Consider the following 16,096-nt stretch of genomic DNA (forward strand, 5'->3'; position numbering starts at 1 on the left):
TAACATTGCTCTTACACTCAGAAACCCACCTTAAGCTATAGACCTAGGTGGGTTATATAATAAATTATACCTATTAATACCAAGCGGTACAACCACAGAAATACGTCAAAAGGTTAGTAAAGAGTGTCAATATCGTAATCTTTACGCATAACTTTTTACAAACCATTTACTTATAATACGTAATTGATCGAGCACAGCCCTTCAAGCGCAACACATCTGTATTTGAATATACAAATATACTTTATCTTAAGAATATTATTTTTCCGGTATTAGTAGAACTTCATTTCACCATAAAACAAGACCGCAGGAATCTCTCCCACGGCCTTTCGCAACTGCAATATACAGAGAACGGACTAAAATTGATAAAATATTCGTTCACCCGATAGGAATGGCATGCAGCGCTTGGCGCATAATTGCGGCATTCGCTCGCGCATCCATGGATGTACATCCTCATTTTCCATTTGAAATGCATAATAACCGAAAATACTTACAAGTATAAGTCCCTCCACTACCGTTAGATCAGCATCGCTTAATTGGCTCTGACCATAATACCCTTCGAGAAGTGCATCTCTCTGCTCAGAGGGAACCATTGATGATCCCATGGCAACATCCATACCATAATATCCGTATCCAAAGAAGCCATAGTCAATAAAGCTGATATCTCCTGTAGGGGTCAAGAGTATATTGTTCTTTGCCAAATCAGCATGTATGATACCCCATTGTTCCTCTGAACGACCTAGAGCTTCGAGTTGAGCATTAATCGCATGCATCGTCTTCTCTACAACTGCATAATCGGAATGGGGAAATAAACCCAACTCGACACCTCGATGAATCTTATGAAGCATCACGATGTTGCTCTCAGCATCATAATGCGGTCTTGTTTCAGGCTTCACGCGATGATAACTTCGTAAGAAACGATGGAGTTCCGCTATTTCGGCCCCTATTTTCCGAACTAAAATGTCATCCGACACATCATCCTTGCTCAGAATATCCCCCTCAATCCAAGTGAGCAGGGAGCAGCAAACCTCCTTGTCATGGTATTGAAGCTTCGTGATATATTCTCCGTCGCAATTGCGAATGGGCGTCTGAACGATAAGGTTGGTCTGGTCTGCCATATCCTGCAGCATCTCTAGTTCGCTTAATATACCACTGTAAGTATGCTGAAGATCGACCATATTCTCTTTCACGGATTGATGAATACGAAATAAGTAGGAGGCTCCACTATTCGGATCTTCGACTTTATAAGTTCTATTTTCGTTGTGTCTAATAAACGTAATCTTCGGTTCATGAACTCCATACTTGCTTAGAATCTCGATCAGTACGTCATCCCTCACGCGGTAACATCCTCTCATTCTTAGATGAAATAACAGTTCGTCATAACTTAGATCTATTCTTTGCATTCCCATCAATATCCTGCTATATCAAAACTGTCAAGAAGAGAACTCGATTTACATACACTAGCAGAAATTAGACCGTTTATAATAGATAGAGAATTCCGTTTAGCGAAAAGGAGTACAAGATATGCCTACTATACAAACATCCGTTCACATCCATGCTCCAATTCAGATCTGTTTTGACCTAGCTAGAAGTATTGATATTCATATGGAATCCACATCTCAGACGCGTGAGCGCGCCATAGCGGGAAGAACAAGCGGATTAATCGAACTTCATGAGACTGTGACTTGGGAAGCCGTTCATTTTGGTATTCGTCAGCATTTAACGGCTAAGATAACAGAGATGGAGGCCCCGAACTATTTTGTGGATGAAATGGTGTCGGGAGCATTTAAGCGATTTCGGCATGTTCATGAGTTTATTCCGCAGGATGGCGGGACTTTGATGCTCGATACCTTCGATTACACTTCTCCGCTCGGCTATATGGGCAAGCTCGCAGATGCGATGTTCTTGAAGAACTATATGAAGCGCTTCTTGCTGACTCGCAATGAGCATATTAAGAAGGCGGCGGAAGAGATGGTTAGCGGGAATAGGAGCATATAGCTTGATTTCCTAATTGCCCCACATATCTTCCTAGACAACAAAAAACCGGTCGGGAGATACTCCCGCCGGCATTCACATTACAAATGAAACAATTTATCTAGTGGTATCTGAAGATGCTCAAAGATCGTTGAATGCACTATGTCCTGCTCCATGTACATATTCTGTATGGCGTATGTCCCATTCTTTAATGCACATACATGTATCGCTTGGTTCCCTGGGTCAACAATCCAATACTCTTGTACTCCGTATTTTTCATATAAGTTGAACTTTTCATTGAAATCTTTCAATGTAGTCGAAGGTGATAATACCTCGATGATTAAAGAAGGAGCACCCTTACATCCTAGTTTAGATATTTGATCCTTCGAACAAATAACAGAAAGATCAGGTTTTGTTACATGATCTGCAGAAGAGTAATCCTCACTTTCACTGAAATACACATCAAAGGGAGCGACAAACACAAAACAATTCTGATTTTGTAATAAATTCCGAAGAGCGAAGTATAGTTCGCCTACAATAAATTGATGATTCGTAAAGGGGGTTGGGGACATGTCGTATGCTTTACCGTTAATTAATTCCCATGAACCTTCCCATGTAAGCCAATCATGATAGGTGTATGATCTCGTTTCATCTAGATCTGGTATTTCGTTCACCTTCCTTTCGGATACTTAATGCATTATATTCAACAATAGGTTGGAATGTGGAAAACTTATTATTCTCTTTTCTCTGTGGATTGTGTTGTGGTAACTTAATTCTACGCTCTCCACAAGACTCAGCATAAATAGTTATGGTTTACCAGCTAATAGCCATAATTCTATGGAGATATCTCATGGTTATCCGCATACATATGGTAAGAAACGTATTATGGGCACGGAGGGATCATGATATGAATCAAGACGATATGCGACAGTTGGAAAGGTCGATCGATGAGATTACGGAGATTGCTACCGGATTCGGCCTCGATTTCTACCCGATGCGGTATGAGATCTGTCCGGCGGACATCATTTATACGTTTGGCGCATACGGAATGCCTACGAGGTTTCATCATTGGAGCTTTGGAAAAACTTTCAACAAGATGAAGATGCAATACGACTTCGGACTTAGCAAGATCTATGAGCTCGTCATCAATTCCAACCCCTGCTACGCCTTTCTGCTGGAAGGCAATTCCCTCATTCAGAACAAGCTGATCGTAGCGCATGTACTCGCCCACTGCGACTTTTTCAAAAATAACTACCGCTTCTCCAACACCAACCGCAGCATGGTCGAGAGCATGTCTGCAACCGCTGAACGGGTATCCAACTATGAGCTCGAATACGGAGCGCAAGCTGTCGAGAGCTTCATCGATGCGGTGCTTGCGATCCAGGAGCATGTGGACCCTCAGCTTCACAGACCTCGCAAGCTGGATAAGAAGCAGTACATGGAGATGAAGACGCGTGAGCTGAAAGATAATCAGCCGAAAGCGCCAGGTCTCTACGACGATCTGTGGAACATGGATAATGCCGCTAAGGCCGCGAATAGCAGCGTTCGCAGCGACGCTTCAGAACGACCATTCCCGCCGGAGCCTGAGAAGGATCTGGTCTGGTTCATTCAAGAGTTCTCACCTGTGCTCGAAGATTGGCAGCGCGACATCATGACGATGCTGCGCGACGAGATGCTCTACTTCTGGCCGCAGCTCGAGACAAAGATCATGAACGAAGGCTGGGCCTCCTACTGGCACCAGCGCATCATGCGAGAGCTCGACCTCACGACCGACGAAGCCATCGAGTACGCCAAGCTGAACTCATCCGTCGTGCAGCCGTCGCGCCACAGCCTCAATCCGTATTATCTCGGCTTGAAAATATTCGAAGATATCGAGGAGCGCTGGGATAAGCCGAGTAAGGTAGAGCAGGAGCGGCTTGGACGCGAGACTGGGCAAGGCCGCGCCAAAATATTCGAAGTCCGGGAGTTTGACTCGGATCAGTCGTTTATTCGCAACTATTTGACGAAGGAATTGACGGATAAGCTGGACCTGTATGTTTTCGAGAAGAAGGGACCTGAGTGGAAGATTACCGACAAGTCTTGGGAGAACATCCGCGATCAACTGGTGTATGCGCGGGTGAACGGCGGGTTTCCTTACTTGGTTGTGCAGGACGGTGACTATCAGCGCTCTGGCGAGATGTATCTGAAGCATCAATATGAAGGCTTGGAGCTGGATCTCAAGTACTTAGAGCGTACGCTGCCTTACGTTTACACACTGTGGGGAAAGTCCGTGCATCTGGAAACAAAGGTTGAGGAGAAGAGCGTGCTGTTCACATACGATGGCAAGAAGGTATCACGTAAGTTTTTATGAGCGAAGAAAGCCGAGAACCTATCGACTATAGGAACTCGGCTTTTGTCATTCATTTCAGGACGAACGAAGCATCCAAGGATACGCCTCACTGAAGCGGCGCAGCCCTTCTGTTGGATCCTGTCCAGGCGGAGGCATGTATTCCAGAGTCAGCATATCGTTATACCCTGCGGTGCGAAGCGCTTCGATCATTACATCGTAATTCACTTCACCTGTATCCAGCTCATGGCGCCCGGGGTAGCCCGCAGCATGCAGGTAAGCGATCTGATCCAGATTGTCCAGCATCGAAGCTGTAATGTCCCCGCCATCTTCAGTCACGAGCTGATGATACATATCGTACAGCAGCTTCACATGGTCACTGCCGACCTTTCGAATGATCTCGAATGCTTCATCTGATTCGTATAAATAATACCCCCGATGATCCACCTTCACATTCAACGGCTCAACAGTAAGACATACACCCGCTCGCTGCAGCATCGGCACACATGCCTTAAGACCATCCACGACTGACTGATGTTGCTCCGCTCTCGATACTTCTGCCAGCTCAGGACCGACTTGCGTGATGACTCGACGGCAGCCGAGACGTGCGGCGACTTCCAGAGTTTCCTCCAGCCCGCGCATATAGGCATCTCTCTGTCTTGCATCCGTCAACGGAATAAACCGCGTACAGATCGCGTTAATACCTACGCCAAGCTTGACCGCTTCCGACCGGATCCGTTCGATGTCACGATCCCACCAACACCATAACTCAATCCAACGGAACCCTAGTCGATGAACACGTCTCATGGCTTCCACGGTATCCAAGCCGCCATACACTGCATCTACACAGACTGCTGCTTTCATGCTCGTCCTCCTCACCTTATCTCATTCCAACTCAGCATATCGAATACCACCAGTATATCTAATAGTAAGCACAAGCTAAAGATTCCATGCCTGTAAAATGTAGAGACGCAGTGCTTATTCAGCCGCCAGCATATGACAATGATAACCTATTTCAATTAGAATTTTTTTCTAGAAAATTATATCTTAAATTGTGACCTTATGCTATAATACAACTAAGAATAAAGTTTCCTTTGCACAACAATTATGTATGCCTACAACAAATGATACTCATTCTCATTACATGCTGTTCCCGTTCGCGGGAGCAGCATGATGCATTTTAAGGGTACTAATATTAGTATTCATTCTCAATTGAAGGGAGCGTATGATCATGGCAGTAGCCCAGCAATCAGAAACCAAGGCTCAATCTCAGTCTCAATCATCTCCAACTTCCATTAGCGGCAAGCAGCACTCATGGCTTGCTCAGTATGGAGAACTCATAGCAGCACTTGCAGGAGGCCTGCTTACTGCGATCGGCTGGTTCCTGCACTCCGGATACCCTGCTGCAGGAATTACGTTCTTCGTCCTCGCTTACATCATCGGAGGATATGCCAAGGCGAAGGAAGGCATAGAAACACTCATTCACGAAAAGGATCTGGATGTGAACCTGCTCATGTTCGCCGCTGCGATCGGAGCCGCATCTATCGGTTACTGGACGGAAGGAGCTGTACTGATTTTCATTTTCTCATTGAGTGGAGCCCTTGAGACGTTAACCATAGAGCGCAGCTCACGGGACATCTCAGCCTTGATCGATCTGAAGCCAGAAACGGCAATCCGTTACTTGAACGGGGTTGAAGAAACCGTACTGGTTCAGGACTTAGCGGTAGGCGACATCGTGCTTGTGAAAAATGGTGAACGGATTCCCGCAGACGGTACCGTGAAAGAAGGCGCCTCATCTGTCAATCAAGCTTCGATTACAGGTGAAAGCATACCTGTCGATAAAGCACCTGGAGACGACGTATTCGCAGGTACGCTGAACGGTGAGGGCGCCCTGTATATCGAAGTGACGGTTTCCAGCGAATCTACGCTGTTTGCCAAGATTATTCGTCTCGTCCAAGACGCGCAGAGCGAGATGCCGAAGTCTCAGCGATTCATGGAACGTTTTGAGCGCATCTATGCGCGGGCCATCGTTGCGGTCACGATCTTATTGATCCTGCTTCCGCCTTGGCTGCTCGGATGGAGCTGGACCGACACGTTCTACAAGGCTATGGTGTTTCTCGTCGTTGCATCTCCGTGTGCCCTTGTCGCATCCATTATGCCTGCGATGCTGTCGGCCATATCTAACAGTGCGCGCAAAGGCTTGCTCTTCAAGGGCGGCGCGCATCTAGAGAATCTCGGAGGCGTTAAGGTTATCGCCTTCGATAAGACCGGTACGCTGACACTAGGCAAGCCGGCGGTTACCGATATTGTGACTTTCGGCAGTGAGAGCAAGGATGAAGTGCTGGCCATTGCTTCTGCTATCGAAGCGCTGTCCACGCACCCGATCGCGCGAGCGATTGTGAAGGAAGCGATGGAGCGCGGGTTGAAGCCAGAGCGCTGCTCCGACTTCCAGGCCTTGACCGGCCGCGGGGTGCAAGCCAGCGTTCGAGGCTTGATGTGGACGATTGGCAAGCCAGCGTTGTTTACCGCTGAACTCGAGAAGCAAGGCGCTGCCGCGGACATTCATCGACTGGAGGGGCTTGGCAAGACAGTCGTCATTCTTGAGCAGGAAGGGCGCATCGTCGGAGCGCTCGCCCTGCAGGATCGCATCCGGCCGGAAGTGGTGCCGATGATCGCGAAGCTGCGCGGCTTGGGCGTCACGGTCGCTATGTTGACTGGCGACCAGAAGCTTACCGCCCAAGCGATCGCGGAGGAGGCAGGCATCGACCGCCTATATGCGGAGCTGCTGCCGGAAGATAAGCTCCGCATTATCAAGGAGCTGAAAGAAGAATTCGGCAGTGTCGCGATGGTGGGCGACGGCGTGAATGATGCGCCTGCGCTTGCAACAGCGACAGTTGGCATTGCAATGGGCGGCGCAGGCTCTGACGCCGCGCTCGAAACCGCCGACCTCGTGCTCATGAACGATGATCTGCAGAAGATCAGCTTCGCGATCCATCTTGGCAGACGGATGAAGACCATTGTAACGCAGAATATTGTCTTTGCAGCGATCGTCATCATCTGCTTGATCGCTTCGAACTTCATAGCGGACATCCCGCTTCCGCTAGGCGTAGTTGGGCACGAAGGAAGTACCATTCTCGTCATCTTGAACGGGCTGCGTCTGCTGCGTTAGTCGCGAACTCCATACATCAGCAAACAAGACCACCGAGCATCCTCATACATAGGATAATCGGTGGTCTTGCTATTTCACGCCTCTATTCCTCTTGCGACAATTGGCGCAGGAATCGCTGCGCCCGCTCCGTCTTCGGCGCGCTGAAGAACGACTCTGGGTCATTCTCCTCTACGATTCGACCGTCACTCATGAACACGATGCGATCCGCCACCTCGCGGGCAAACTTCATCTCATGCGTCACGACGAGCATCGTCATGCCTTCTTCCGCCGCAAGCTCCTTCATGACCTTCAGCACCTCGCCAACCAGCTCAGGATCAAGCGCTGATGTCGGTTCATCAAACAGCATGATATCGGGCTGCATCGCCAGCGCGCGCGCAATCGCGACCCGCTGCTGCTGCCCGCCTGATAGACGAGATGGATGCTCATCCTTTTTCTCAAGAAGACCGACCTTGGACAGCAAGCGCTCCGCAATGGCAACTGCATCCGCCTTCGACATCCCTTTCACCGTGATTGGGGCCTCGATCACATTCCCGAGCACCGTCATCTGCGGGAATAAATTGAACTGTTGAAATACCATCCCGGTGTGAGCGCGCACCTTCTGCAGCGCTGCCTTGCGTTCCTTAGACTTCGTGTTCGCGTTCCAGACTGCGTTACCGACTCGAATCTCTCCCCCGTCAGGCAGCTCCAATCCATTCAGGCAGCGGAGCAAGGTACTCTTACCTGAGCCGCTTGGGCCGAGCAGAACGACAATCTCGCCTTCCTTCACCGTCATATCAATATGGTCAAGCACTTGCTGTGTGCCGAATTTCTTCTGTAAGTCCTTAACAGCAATCATGATGTAACCGCACTCCCCTTCGTCTCCTAGTAAGCCTTAGCCAGTTTCTTTTCGATGCGGCTTAATATAGCTGAGAATCCTGTGCTCATGATCCAGTACATAATGGCGATCGCGATGTAAAACGGCATCGCCACATAGTACTGCGCGATCAGCAATTGCGCGGATCGCAGCAGCTCCGTCGCCGTCACGAAGGAGACGAGCGACGTTTCCTTCAGCATGCCGATGAACGTATTCCCCATCGGCGGAATGGCGATGCGCGCAGCCTGCGGCAGCACGACGCGCTTCATCACCTGCCACGGCGACAGGCCGAGCGATGCCGCCGCTTCCCATTGCCCCTTCGGCACCGACATGATCGCCCCGCGGAACGTCTCAGACAGATAAGCGCCAACATTGATGCTTAATGCTATATATGCCGACGTTATCGGGCTCAGATTCACCCCATAATCCGGCAGTCCAAAATAAATAATAAATACCTGCACGATAATCGGCGTCCCGCGAATGATAGACACATAAAACTGCGCAAGCAGTCGAAAAGGCTTACTTGCTTTCAATCGAACGATGGCGACGAATAGACCGATCAACAGTCCAAAAAACATCGATACCACTGTCAGATTGAGCGTCAAGTAAGCCCCTTCTAATAAAAACCCGAGGTTTTCTAACACAAGATCCATAATGCTCCGTTCCCCCTAGTTGAACAAATACAAGCGACGACAGCGCTGCTCTGCTTGGTTTCTAACCAACAGATCATGTTCGCTATCGCCGCATCTTCACTCACATTATAATATTACAGTGTTGGAGCAACACCAAACCATTTTTGATGGATGCTCGCCAGTGTACCATCCGCCTTCATGTCCGCAAGCGCCTTGTTGATCGCTGCTAGCAGTTCAGGCTGATCCTTACGGATTGCTATGCCTGCAACGTCCTCTTTAATCGGCTCGCCAACTGCTTTGATCTTCAGGTTGTTCTGATCCGCCAGCGGCTTCAAAGCAAATAGATTGTTAATTGTAGCATCGATTCGCCCTGTGTTCAAGTCCATCAGCGAGGTGAATACATCGTTGTACGTCACAATCTCAAACTCGCCGACCTTAGGCTGCACCACATCGCGCAAATACTTCTCATCATTTGTGCCTAATCCGACACCAATCTTCTTCCCTTTAAAATCATCAACGGATTTAACCTCATTATTGTCAGCCTTCACGACAACATTTACAGCATTCTTAATATACGGGTCCGAGAAATCCATCGATTTCTTACGATCCTCTGTAATGGTTACTTGACTGACCAACGCATCGAATTTATTGCGCTGCAATCCTTCAATTAGTCCGGAGAATTCACCAGTCACGAGCTCCGCTTCCACACCGAGCCGCTTCGCGACTTCGCGAGCGATATCTGCGTCATAGCCGTCGATCTGCTTCTGTTCATTCATAAAGTTGTATGGCGGGTAAGTGCCCATCATCCCGATGACGATCTTGCCATTCTGCTTAATCGTCTCAAGCGAATTCGCTCCCGCTGGAGCCGTGCCGTCTGCAGATTTGCCTGCTGTACAGCCTGCGGCTATAATGGTCATGATGCTTATTACGGTAATGATCAATAATCGTTTACTCCACATTCTATTCATGGTGCGCCCCCTAATGGTGTATAGCCTAACTCACGGATTAAACTCTTAAATTCCGATAAGTGTAGTATGGATTATAACTCTTCTTTATGTTCATGACAATACTTTTCTCTGAAAATGCTAAAAAAATACCTTGCCGCCGCTTTTGATATAGCTTACCCTGGCCCATTAGAATAGAAAAGCCGCATCAGTCAGTAATCTGACGATCGCGGCTGCTTCTTATTTAGCTAGCGGCCTTACCGGTCTAGCCTCAATATAACCTCGGTATCCCAACGGTGCGAGCTGGAATCGCGGCGCGTCTTCATCTGCCCACTCGAAACCATATAGCTCAGGATTGTAGCTTTTCATCGTACTCCACATTTCACCGATAGCTTCGCTGAATTTTTCATCGTCATACGGTTGTCCCTGAAATACCATCATCTTGCATGGAGGCAGATCTATGATCTCATATCCCTCTGGCTGCAGGTTAGCAGGCATCCACATTCCAATTGGCTCGTACAGCGCATCTTGGATACTGGTGAGTACGTCCCAAACGTTACAACCGACCTCTTTACAATATTCGAAGTATTCGGCAGCCTTCATGCCCCGCTTCAGAATCACTTTTCTTGCTGGTCGATCCACGACTTGCACAAACACAGTGCTTGCCTTCTTCTGTTCGCTCATCTCTATCTCTCCTCTATGCATAGTAAGGTAGTCTTCATGGATTCGACTAGGAATAAACAGCTTAATGTCTGGAGCATGCTTGCTGTAATATAGAGGAGACACTCCAAATTGCTTCGAAAATGCTCTCGTAAAGCCCTCATGAGAGCCAAATACGAAGTCAAATGCGACATCCACGATTCGCGCTTCTCTCTCTTGAAGCATCATCGCCGCATGCGACAGACGAAGAGCCCTTATATAATCGAAAGGCGCCTTTCCAGTCAATTCTTTAAATATTCTGGCTGAGTGCCAAGGTGAATAGTTTGCTGCTTTTGCCAGCATTTTCAGCGTGATCGTTTCCTTCATATGTGCCTGAATGTAATCCTGCATTCGCTGTACAGCTTGAACCTTCTCCCACCGCTCCATGTTCTCACCTCCTATGACAAGAATAGCTCAACCTCCAGCAGTGTTTCTTGACTTGCATTGCGAACTCATGCGTTTCAGATCTATATTAACTCTGGCGAATTCAACTATAGGCTATAGATTCTATTGATAATAAATCCACACTGTCTCATTATGGATTAAACAGCTTCGTAAGTCATGTGTTCATCTTATAGAGAAAGGCGGGCAGAACTTGATGCATCTATTTCAGGAAGAACTAACGGACTGGGGTTCATGGGGAAATGTATATCAATCCATACCTGCATTCGCACCGCTCATTCAGGCGATTATGCTGAAAGAGGCAGGAGTAGATTGTGAAGAGCTCATCGAACAGGTAACGCCTGGAACCAATGTGGTCTTTAAAGTCGGATCGTATGTGCTGAAGATCTTTGCTCCGATCGAATCGGGGTTAAATACGGAGATTGATTATTATGCAGAACTATCCGGCATGCGTAAGGCACTTGCGCTCGGGCTGAATGCTCCTCGAATCATTGCGGCATCCGGCATGCAGGACAAGTATCTATTTCGGTACATCATCATGGAGTATATTGAGGGGACTGCAGCAGGCACTGCGCTGAAATCATCTGCTGCAGCCGAGCGGCTGGACTTCGTGCGAAAGCTCCGGGTGAATATGGACAAGCTGAATATTGCAGCCTCGAATGAGCAAGAGCTTCCTAGTGTATACATAAGAGCCAAGAATAATCCACGCTGGAACAGTTTTTCCAATACAATGCGAGATCAAGTGCTTGCACTGCTGCAAGCGTACGACACCTCTGATCTCGTGTATGTGCATGGTGATCTGACTGCTGATAATGTCATTATTAGCGGCGACGGCGGCATTTATATTATCGACTATGCTGACAGCAGTATCGCACCATTGGAGTATGAATATCCGCCCATTCTGTTTGATCTGTTCGACTGTGACCCAGGCTTGATTCGGGCATTTGCTGGTGATGCTGGTCGTGAAGCTTTTGTGGAAAAATGCTTCTATGGCGTGTTGATGCATGACTTTGGCGCGAACTTCGTCAAGCTGCTGCTGGAAAGGTTCGCGGAGAAGGATGCTTCGCAGTTATCCGATATTCGCGAGATTAGAGCGATTATCGAGAAGCTAATCTAGTACAGTGGAAGCTGCTCACTTTAAGCCCGAGACGTCGATTTCCGACGTCTCAGACCTCGCTCGCGCCGCATTTAGCCACTGAGACGTTCATTTCCGACGTCTCAGACCTGTGGGGCCGGGGTGGCTTGCGCGAGATAACTGGTTTTTTCCCCGTTACAGCGAGCGAAACTCGCAAGTTTGGTGCGATAACGGGGAATAACCTGGTTACAGCGCCGAGACCGGGTTCGGATGAGGCGGCTCGCTTGAGATAACAGGGTTTTTCCCCGTTACAGCGGGCGAAACTCGCAGGTTACGTGAAATTACGGGGAAAAACCCGGTTACAGTGTCGAGAATGTGCACGGATGGGTAGTCTCGCGCGAGACAACAGGTTTTTTCCACGTTACAGCGGGCGAAACTCACAGGTTACGTGAGATTACGGGGAAAAACCGGGTTACAGTGTCGAGACTGGGTTCGGTGGGCGTGACCTGAGCTAGATCGGCGCAACAAAAGGGCCTTCCCTCAGGCAGCTTAGTTCCTGCCGTTGGGAAAGCCCCTCAACTTTCTATTATACCGCGTGAACCTTCGGCCATTTTAATTGAACGCCGGCTTGCACAAGTTGCGCTTGGAAGGCTTCAAGCAATTCCCGCTGCGCGCGAACTTGGCGAGGTAGTACGTTGTTGTCGATGCAAAACGCTGTCAGATGTCCAACAGACTCGCCAATGTTCCACTCTACCGGGTGAAGGCGGTAACAGCCGTTCGTGATATGCGTCGTGCCGATATTCTTGCAGGCAGGAAGCAGATTGTTGACCCGCTTCGGAATAAGACTGCCGAGCGGAATCTCGAACGGTAGGCTCGATACGTCGATGTAGGTACGCAATCCTGTGCTTGGATGCAGGTCAATCCGATAGCAGCCGACGCCGACAGAGTCATCGTAATCAGCTGCCTTGCCGTCTGGTCTGCATGCTTTGCTCACATCCTGCTCCACTATCGTGTATTCCGCCTGAATGCGGCGAGATTCGCGAATGTAGACGCTCTTCGCCAGACCATCCTTCGTGCCGACGACGTCCTTGCGCAGGCGCAAGCCTGGGTAACCAGTACCGCCGTCTGGGCGCGGTGCTTCAGTTTGCATCCAGTACAGCAAGGACAAGCTTAGCTGCTTCGCATTCTCCAGGTGCCGCGCACGTTCTTCCGGGCTCACATCGATTATCGAACCGAGCCAGTAGTCGTTAGCCGGCCAGTTAACGAGCGTGATATCGCTCTTATAGGTGCCTTCAGCATACTGTGCCTTATCTGCGATACGACGATACAACCATAAGGAGAAATAGACGTCGTCAGGAAATAAACTGTATTTAACCGGTTCAAGTGTATGCGGCACGAGCCCCATCCAACTGAGCTGCTGGTCCGGCCAGAAATCCGCTTTATATTGTCTCCAGAAATCATAGCTTTCCGGCTTCTCGATCGTATGGTCTTCGCCTTCGATATAATCCATCGCGAAGCAGTAGGTGAACGCCTGCATATCCTGTGGATCAGCCTCTCCATCCAGAGCGTGCGGCTCACCCGTTTGCGCCTTCGATTCAGAGCCTGTGACGTATTCAACACCAGCGAGCGGGAGCAGATCGCCCTCTTCGGTAGCATCGACGAAGTATGGTGCTGTCAATATGATCTTGTCGCCATCTGCCGCGCTGTGAACCGTAACCGACACAACGTCATCTCCAAAAGTTTCAGCCTCACATGCTGTGTAGCAGTACAGAATCTGTACTCGTCCGCTATTGATATGCGGAGCCAGCATCTCATGCAGCACCGCTAGTGATACGCGCGGTTCATGACTGATTCGGCTGACGATTGCGTTACCGGGATTGAACGGCTTATAAGGATCGACCGAATCTGCAATCGGCATGACACGGCTATAATAGTCGCGGACTTGTTGTCTAAATCGGCGATAGCTCGCTGTACAGCCGAATTCTTCTATCCAAGGATGCTCATCCGGCGGAACGGCCTGGCTCGTCAATTGACCGCCGATCCAATCCGTCTCTTCCGTCATAATAACCGTCTTCCCCATCTGTGCGGCTGACAGCGCGGCCGCGCAGCCTCCTGTGCCTCCGCCAATAATAATGACATCTGCACACATCGTATTCCTCATATCACAATCTCCCTCTCCAGGCTTTTAATGATATCTGGCTCATGATTTCTATTCACAACCGTTTCTCTGCAGCGTTGCCGTACAGATCTTGCTTGCCATTATCTTCACCTGCAATACGGCTGTCCTGATTGATCTCAACTAGCTCGTACAAATCGGAATATACGATATCCGATGCCGCGCCATACAATAGTAGGGCAACGGTTCGCAGTGGAGCAGCTATTAACTAACATCATATCTTCCAGACACGCCGCGATAACATAACTTCTCTCACATATTGGAATCTGTTCAGCACCGAAATTCAGAACGCCGCCCCAAGACCATATAGAGCATCACATATCTATCCGATCTCTTCGTAAACGCTTGCAGTTCTCCGTGGAAACAGCTGCCCTTCACTTGATCCATAACTAGCTTCCCCATCATTTAAGGACGTTCCAAATACCTGCGATCAAATACGATATCTTGCTTCATATGGATTGGAATGTCGTCATCCATCCGTTATCTGGATATGACCTTATCCGAATCGTACCTTCCTTATGAAGGATGATAGACTTGGAATCAGGCTTGTTCCATGAAAACTTTCCATACGGCGAAGCCCATATGGCGTCCATCCCGTCAGACTGATCAAAAATAGGTAACTATACTATCTGTATCTAAGGAAGATATCACATATTCATTATCCTGTGAATGGATATATTGTCAAATATACCAACATTATGGTGTCGCTTTCAAATAAAAAGAACTCCCAAATCCCCACAATGAGAGGATCTAAAAGCTCCAGTTAGCATCAAGTTGTTAAAGGCTTTTTGCATTCAATCAAGTATAATGAAGATAATCAAGTTTAGAGGAGCGTCATGATTCTATGGCTGTAACCATCAAAGATATAGCTAAAATATTGAACATTTCACATACAACCGTATCCCGAGCACTTAACGACAGCCCGCTTATTAACGAAGATACGAAGACCAAGATTAAAGCGCTCGCGAAAGAACTGAACTATGTGCCGAACTATAACGCGAAGAACTTAGTCCTCAGCAAATCGCATAATATCGGTCTATTCTTCTCTACGATGAATCAAGAGACTTCTCACAGCTTTTTCTTTGAGACCGTAAGAGGGGTAAACAATATCATTAGAGAAAACTACAATCTGGTCGTGAAATCGATCGATCACTATAACGACAACTATACAACTATCGATTCCCAGCGTTTCGATGGGATCATTCTAATGAGTCAGAGCGAGCAGGACAATTCATTCATCTACCATGTGATTAGCAAGAAAATCCCTCTCGTGGTGCTGAATCGAGAAATCAATGAAAGTCAGTTGATCAACATCCTGCCTGCGGACCGAAAGGGAGCATACGATGCGGTCAGTTATCTGATCGCGAAGAGGCATAAGCGCATAGCATTAATTGAGGGCAAGAGCGGCTTTAAGGCGGCTGAAGAACGTAAAGAAGGATATATGAGAGCGCTGATGGACAACCACTTTCCTGTTGAAGGTGACATTATTATAAATGGAAACTTCACGATGCAGAGCGGCTATACCGCGATGCGGCAGCTGCTTCAGATCTCGAATCGCCCGACAGCTGTATTCTGCTGCAATGACGAGATGGCGGTTGGAGCTATGAAGGCTATACATGAAGCTGGCCTGCACATTCCGAACGATATTTCAATCATGGGCTTTGATGACAGCCCTTATGGCTCATACTTAACCCCTTCGCTCTCGACCGTCAAACGATCGATCTGCAATGTCAGTGAAGAAGGTGCGAAGAGACTGCTGACGATTATGGAGCAGCAAGGTTATCCTGGAGAGAAGATCTACATAGGTACGGAAATCATTGAACGAGCATCTGTTGGCGAGCTCGCTTAA

General features: G+C 48.3%; 13 protein-coding genes. 5 read left to right on the forward strand and 8 right to left on the reverse strand.

Annotated elements, in window-relative coordinates:
• Nucleotides 1–353 precede the first annotated feature (353 nt).
• Nucleotides 354–1,334, reverse strand: coding sequence for a phosphotransferase enzyme family protein (locus AC3WTP_RS04825; protein WP_492393453.1), 981 nt, complete (start codon nucleotides 1,332–1,334; stop codon nucleotides 354–356).
• A 187-nt stretch (nucleotides 1,335–1,521) separates the two neighbouring features.
• Between AC3WTP_RS04825 and AC3WTP_RS04830 the strand changes: the two genes are divergently transcribed.
• The gene (locus tag AC3WTP_RS04830; RefSeq protein ID WP_492393454.1) at nucleotides 1,522–1,995 is read left to right on the forward strand and encodes an SRPBCC family protein; all 474 of its coding nucleotides are present in this window, start codon (nucleotides 1,522–1,524) and stop codon (nucleotides 1,993–1,995) included.
• 77 nt (nucleotides 1,996–2,072) lie between these two features.
• Here the strand turns inward: AC3WTP_RS04830 and AC3WTP_RS04835 are convergent, their stop codons facing one another.
• Nucleotides 2,073–2,543 carry a Uma2 family endonuclease gene (locus tag AC3WTP_RS04835; RefSeq protein WP_492393660.1) on the reverse strand — a complete coding sequence of 157 codons (471 nt, stop codon included), beginning with the start codon at nucleotides 2,541–2,543 and terminating at the stop codon, nucleotides 2,073–2,075.
• A 335-nt stretch (nucleotides 2,544–2,878) separates the two neighbouring features.
• Here AC3WTP_RS04835 and AC3WTP_RS04840 point away from each other — a divergent pair, with 335 nt between their 5' ends.
• Entirely contained in the window at nucleotides 2,879–4,321 is a 1,443-nt protein-coding gene (locus tag AC3WTP_RS04840; protein WP_492393455.1) for a SpoVR family protein, read from the forward strand.
• Nucleotides 4,322–4,375: 54 nt separating this feature from the next.
• Here AC3WTP_RS04840 and AC3WTP_RS04845 read toward each other — a convergent pair whose 3' ends face one another.
• Nucleotides 4,376–5,161 (reverse strand): TIM barrel protein, encoded by a 786-nt coding sequence (locus AC3WTP_RS04845; protein ID WP_492393456.1) that lies wholly within the window; start codon nucleotides 5,159–5,161, stop codon nucleotides 4,376–4,378.
• Between the two features lie 361 nt (nucleotides 5,162–5,522).
• Between AC3WTP_RS04845 and AC3WTP_RS04850 the strand changes: the two genes are divergently transcribed.
• The gene (locus tag AC3WTP_RS04850; RefSeq protein ID WP_492393457.1) at nucleotides 5,523–7,466 is read left to right on the forward strand and encodes a heavy metal translocating P-type ATPase; all 1,944 of its coding nucleotides are present in this window, start codon (nucleotides 5,523–5,525) and stop codon (nucleotides 7,464–7,466) included.
• 82 nt (nucleotides 7,467–7,548) lie between these two features.
• On the opposite strand, the gene AC3WTP_RS04855 is transcribed toward AC3WTP_RS04850, so the two are convergent.
• From AC3WTP_RS04855 to AC3WTP_RS04870, 4 genes are all read right to left on the reverse strand, one after another.
• Nucleotides 7,549–8,301: an amino acid ABC transporter ATP-binding protein gene (locus tag AC3WTP_RS04855; protein ID WP_492393458.1), complete on the reverse strand. Its 753-nt coding sequence runs from the start codon at nucleotides 8,299–8,301 to the stop codon at nucleotides 7,549–7,551.
• Nucleotides 8,302–8,327: 26 nt separating this feature from the next.
• The gene (locus AC3WTP_RS04860) at nucleotides 8,328–8,972 is read right to left on the reverse strand and encodes an amino acid ABC transporter permease (protein ID WP_492393459.1); all 645 of its coding nucleotides are present in this window, start codon (nucleotides 8,970–8,972) and stop codon (nucleotides 8,328–8,330) included.
• Between the two features lie 113 nt (nucleotides 8,973–9,085).
• A complete protein-coding gene (locus AC3WTP_RS04865; RefSeq protein WP_492393460.1) occupies nucleotides 9,086–9,919 on the reverse strand; it encodes a transporter substrate-binding domain-containing protein in 834 nt (277 codons plus the stop codon).
• A gap of 216 nt (nucleotides 9,920–10,135) precedes the next feature.
• Nucleotides 10,136–10,981, reverse strand: a complete 846-nt coding sequence (locus AC3WTP_RS04870; protein WP_492393461.1) for a helix-turn-helix transcriptional regulator — start codon at nucleotides 10,979–10,981, stop codon at nucleotides 10,136–10,138.
• A gap of 211 nt (nucleotides 10,982–11,192) precedes the next feature.
• Between AC3WTP_RS04870 and AC3WTP_RS04875 the strand changes: the two genes are divergently transcribed.
• Nucleotides 11,193–12,113 carry an aminoglycoside phosphotransferase family protein gene (locus AC3WTP_RS04875; RefSeq protein ID WP_492393661.1) on the forward strand — a complete coding sequence of 307 codons (921 nt, stop codon included), beginning with the start codon at nucleotides 11,193–11,195 and terminating at the stop codon, nucleotides 12,111–12,113.
• 544 nt (nucleotides 12,114–12,657) lie between these two features.
• Here the strand turns inward: AC3WTP_RS04875 and AC3WTP_RS04880 are convergent.
• Nucleotides 12,658–14,232 carry an FAD-dependent oxidoreductase gene (locus AC3WTP_RS04880; RefSeq protein ID WP_492393462.1) on the reverse strand — a complete coding sequence of 525 codons (1,575 nt, stop codon included), beginning with the start codon at nucleotides 14,230–14,232 and terminating at the stop codon, nucleotides 12,658–12,660.
• Between the two features lie 859 nt (nucleotides 14,233–15,091).
• Here AC3WTP_RS04880 and AC3WTP_RS04885 point away from each other — a divergent pair.
• Nucleotides 15,092–16,096, forward strand: coding sequence for a LacI family DNA-binding transcriptional regulator (locus AC3WTP_RS04885; RefSeq protein ID WP_492393463.1), 1,005 nt, complete (start codon nucleotides 15,092–15,094; stop codon nucleotides 16,094–16,096).

The organism is Paenibacillus sp. EB106-04-04-XG159, from assembly GCF_058791835.1.

What these genes read in the sequence shown, in the direction of transcription:
- AC3WTP_RS04830 (WP_492393454.1), top strand. Translation starts at nt 1,522, where the DNA reads ATGCCTACTATACAAACATCCGTTCACATCCATGCTCCAATTCAGATC.
- AC3WTP_RS04835 (WP_492393660.1), bottom strand. Translation starts at nt 2,543, where the DNA reads ATGTCCCCAACCCCCTTTACGAATCATCAATTTATTGTAGGCGAACTA.
- AC3WTP_RS04840 (WP_492393455.1), top strand. Translation starts at nt 2,879, where the DNA reads ATGAATCAAGACGATATGCGACAGTTGGAAAGGTCGATCGATGAGATT.
- AC3WTP_RS04845 (WP_492393456.1), bottom strand. Translation starts at nt 5,161, where the DNA reads ATGAAAGCAGCAGTCTGTGTAGATGCAGTGTATGGCGGCTTGGATACC.
- AC3WTP_RS04850 (WP_492393457.1), top strand. Translation starts at nt 5,523, where the DNA reads ATGATCATGGCAGTAGCCCAGCAATCAGAAACCAAGGCTCAATCTCAG.
- AC3WTP_RS04855 (WP_492393458.1), bottom strand. Translation starts at nt 8,301, where the DNA reads ATGATTGCTGTTAAGGACTTACAGAAGAAATTCGGCACACAGCAAGTG.
- AC3WTP_RS04860 (WP_492393459.1), bottom strand. Translation starts at nt 8,972, where the DNA reads ATGGATCTTGTGTTAGAAAACCTCGGGTTTTTATTAGAAGGGGCTTAC.
- AC3WTP_RS04865 (WP_492393460.1), bottom strand. Translation starts at nt 9,919, where the DNA reads ATGAATAGAATGTGGAGTAAACGATTATTGATCATTACCGTAATAAGC.
- AC3WTP_RS04870 (WP_492393461.1), bottom strand. Translation starts at nt 10,981, where the DNA reads ATGGAGCGGTGGGAGAAGGTTCAAGCTGTACAGCGAATGCAGGATTAC.
- AC3WTP_RS04875 (WP_492393661.1), top strand. Translation starts at nt 11,193, where the DNA reads ATGCATCTATTTCAGGAAGAACTAACGGACTGGGGTTCATGGGGAAAT.
- AC3WTP_RS04880 (WP_492393462.1), bottom strand. Translation starts at nt 14,232, where the DNA reads ATGAGGAATACGATGTGTGCAGATGTCATTATTATTGGCGGAGGCACA.
- AC3WTP_RS04885 (WP_492393463.1), top strand. Translation starts at nt 15,092, where the DNA reads ATGGCTGTAACCATCAAAGATATAGCTAAAATATTGAACATTTCACAT.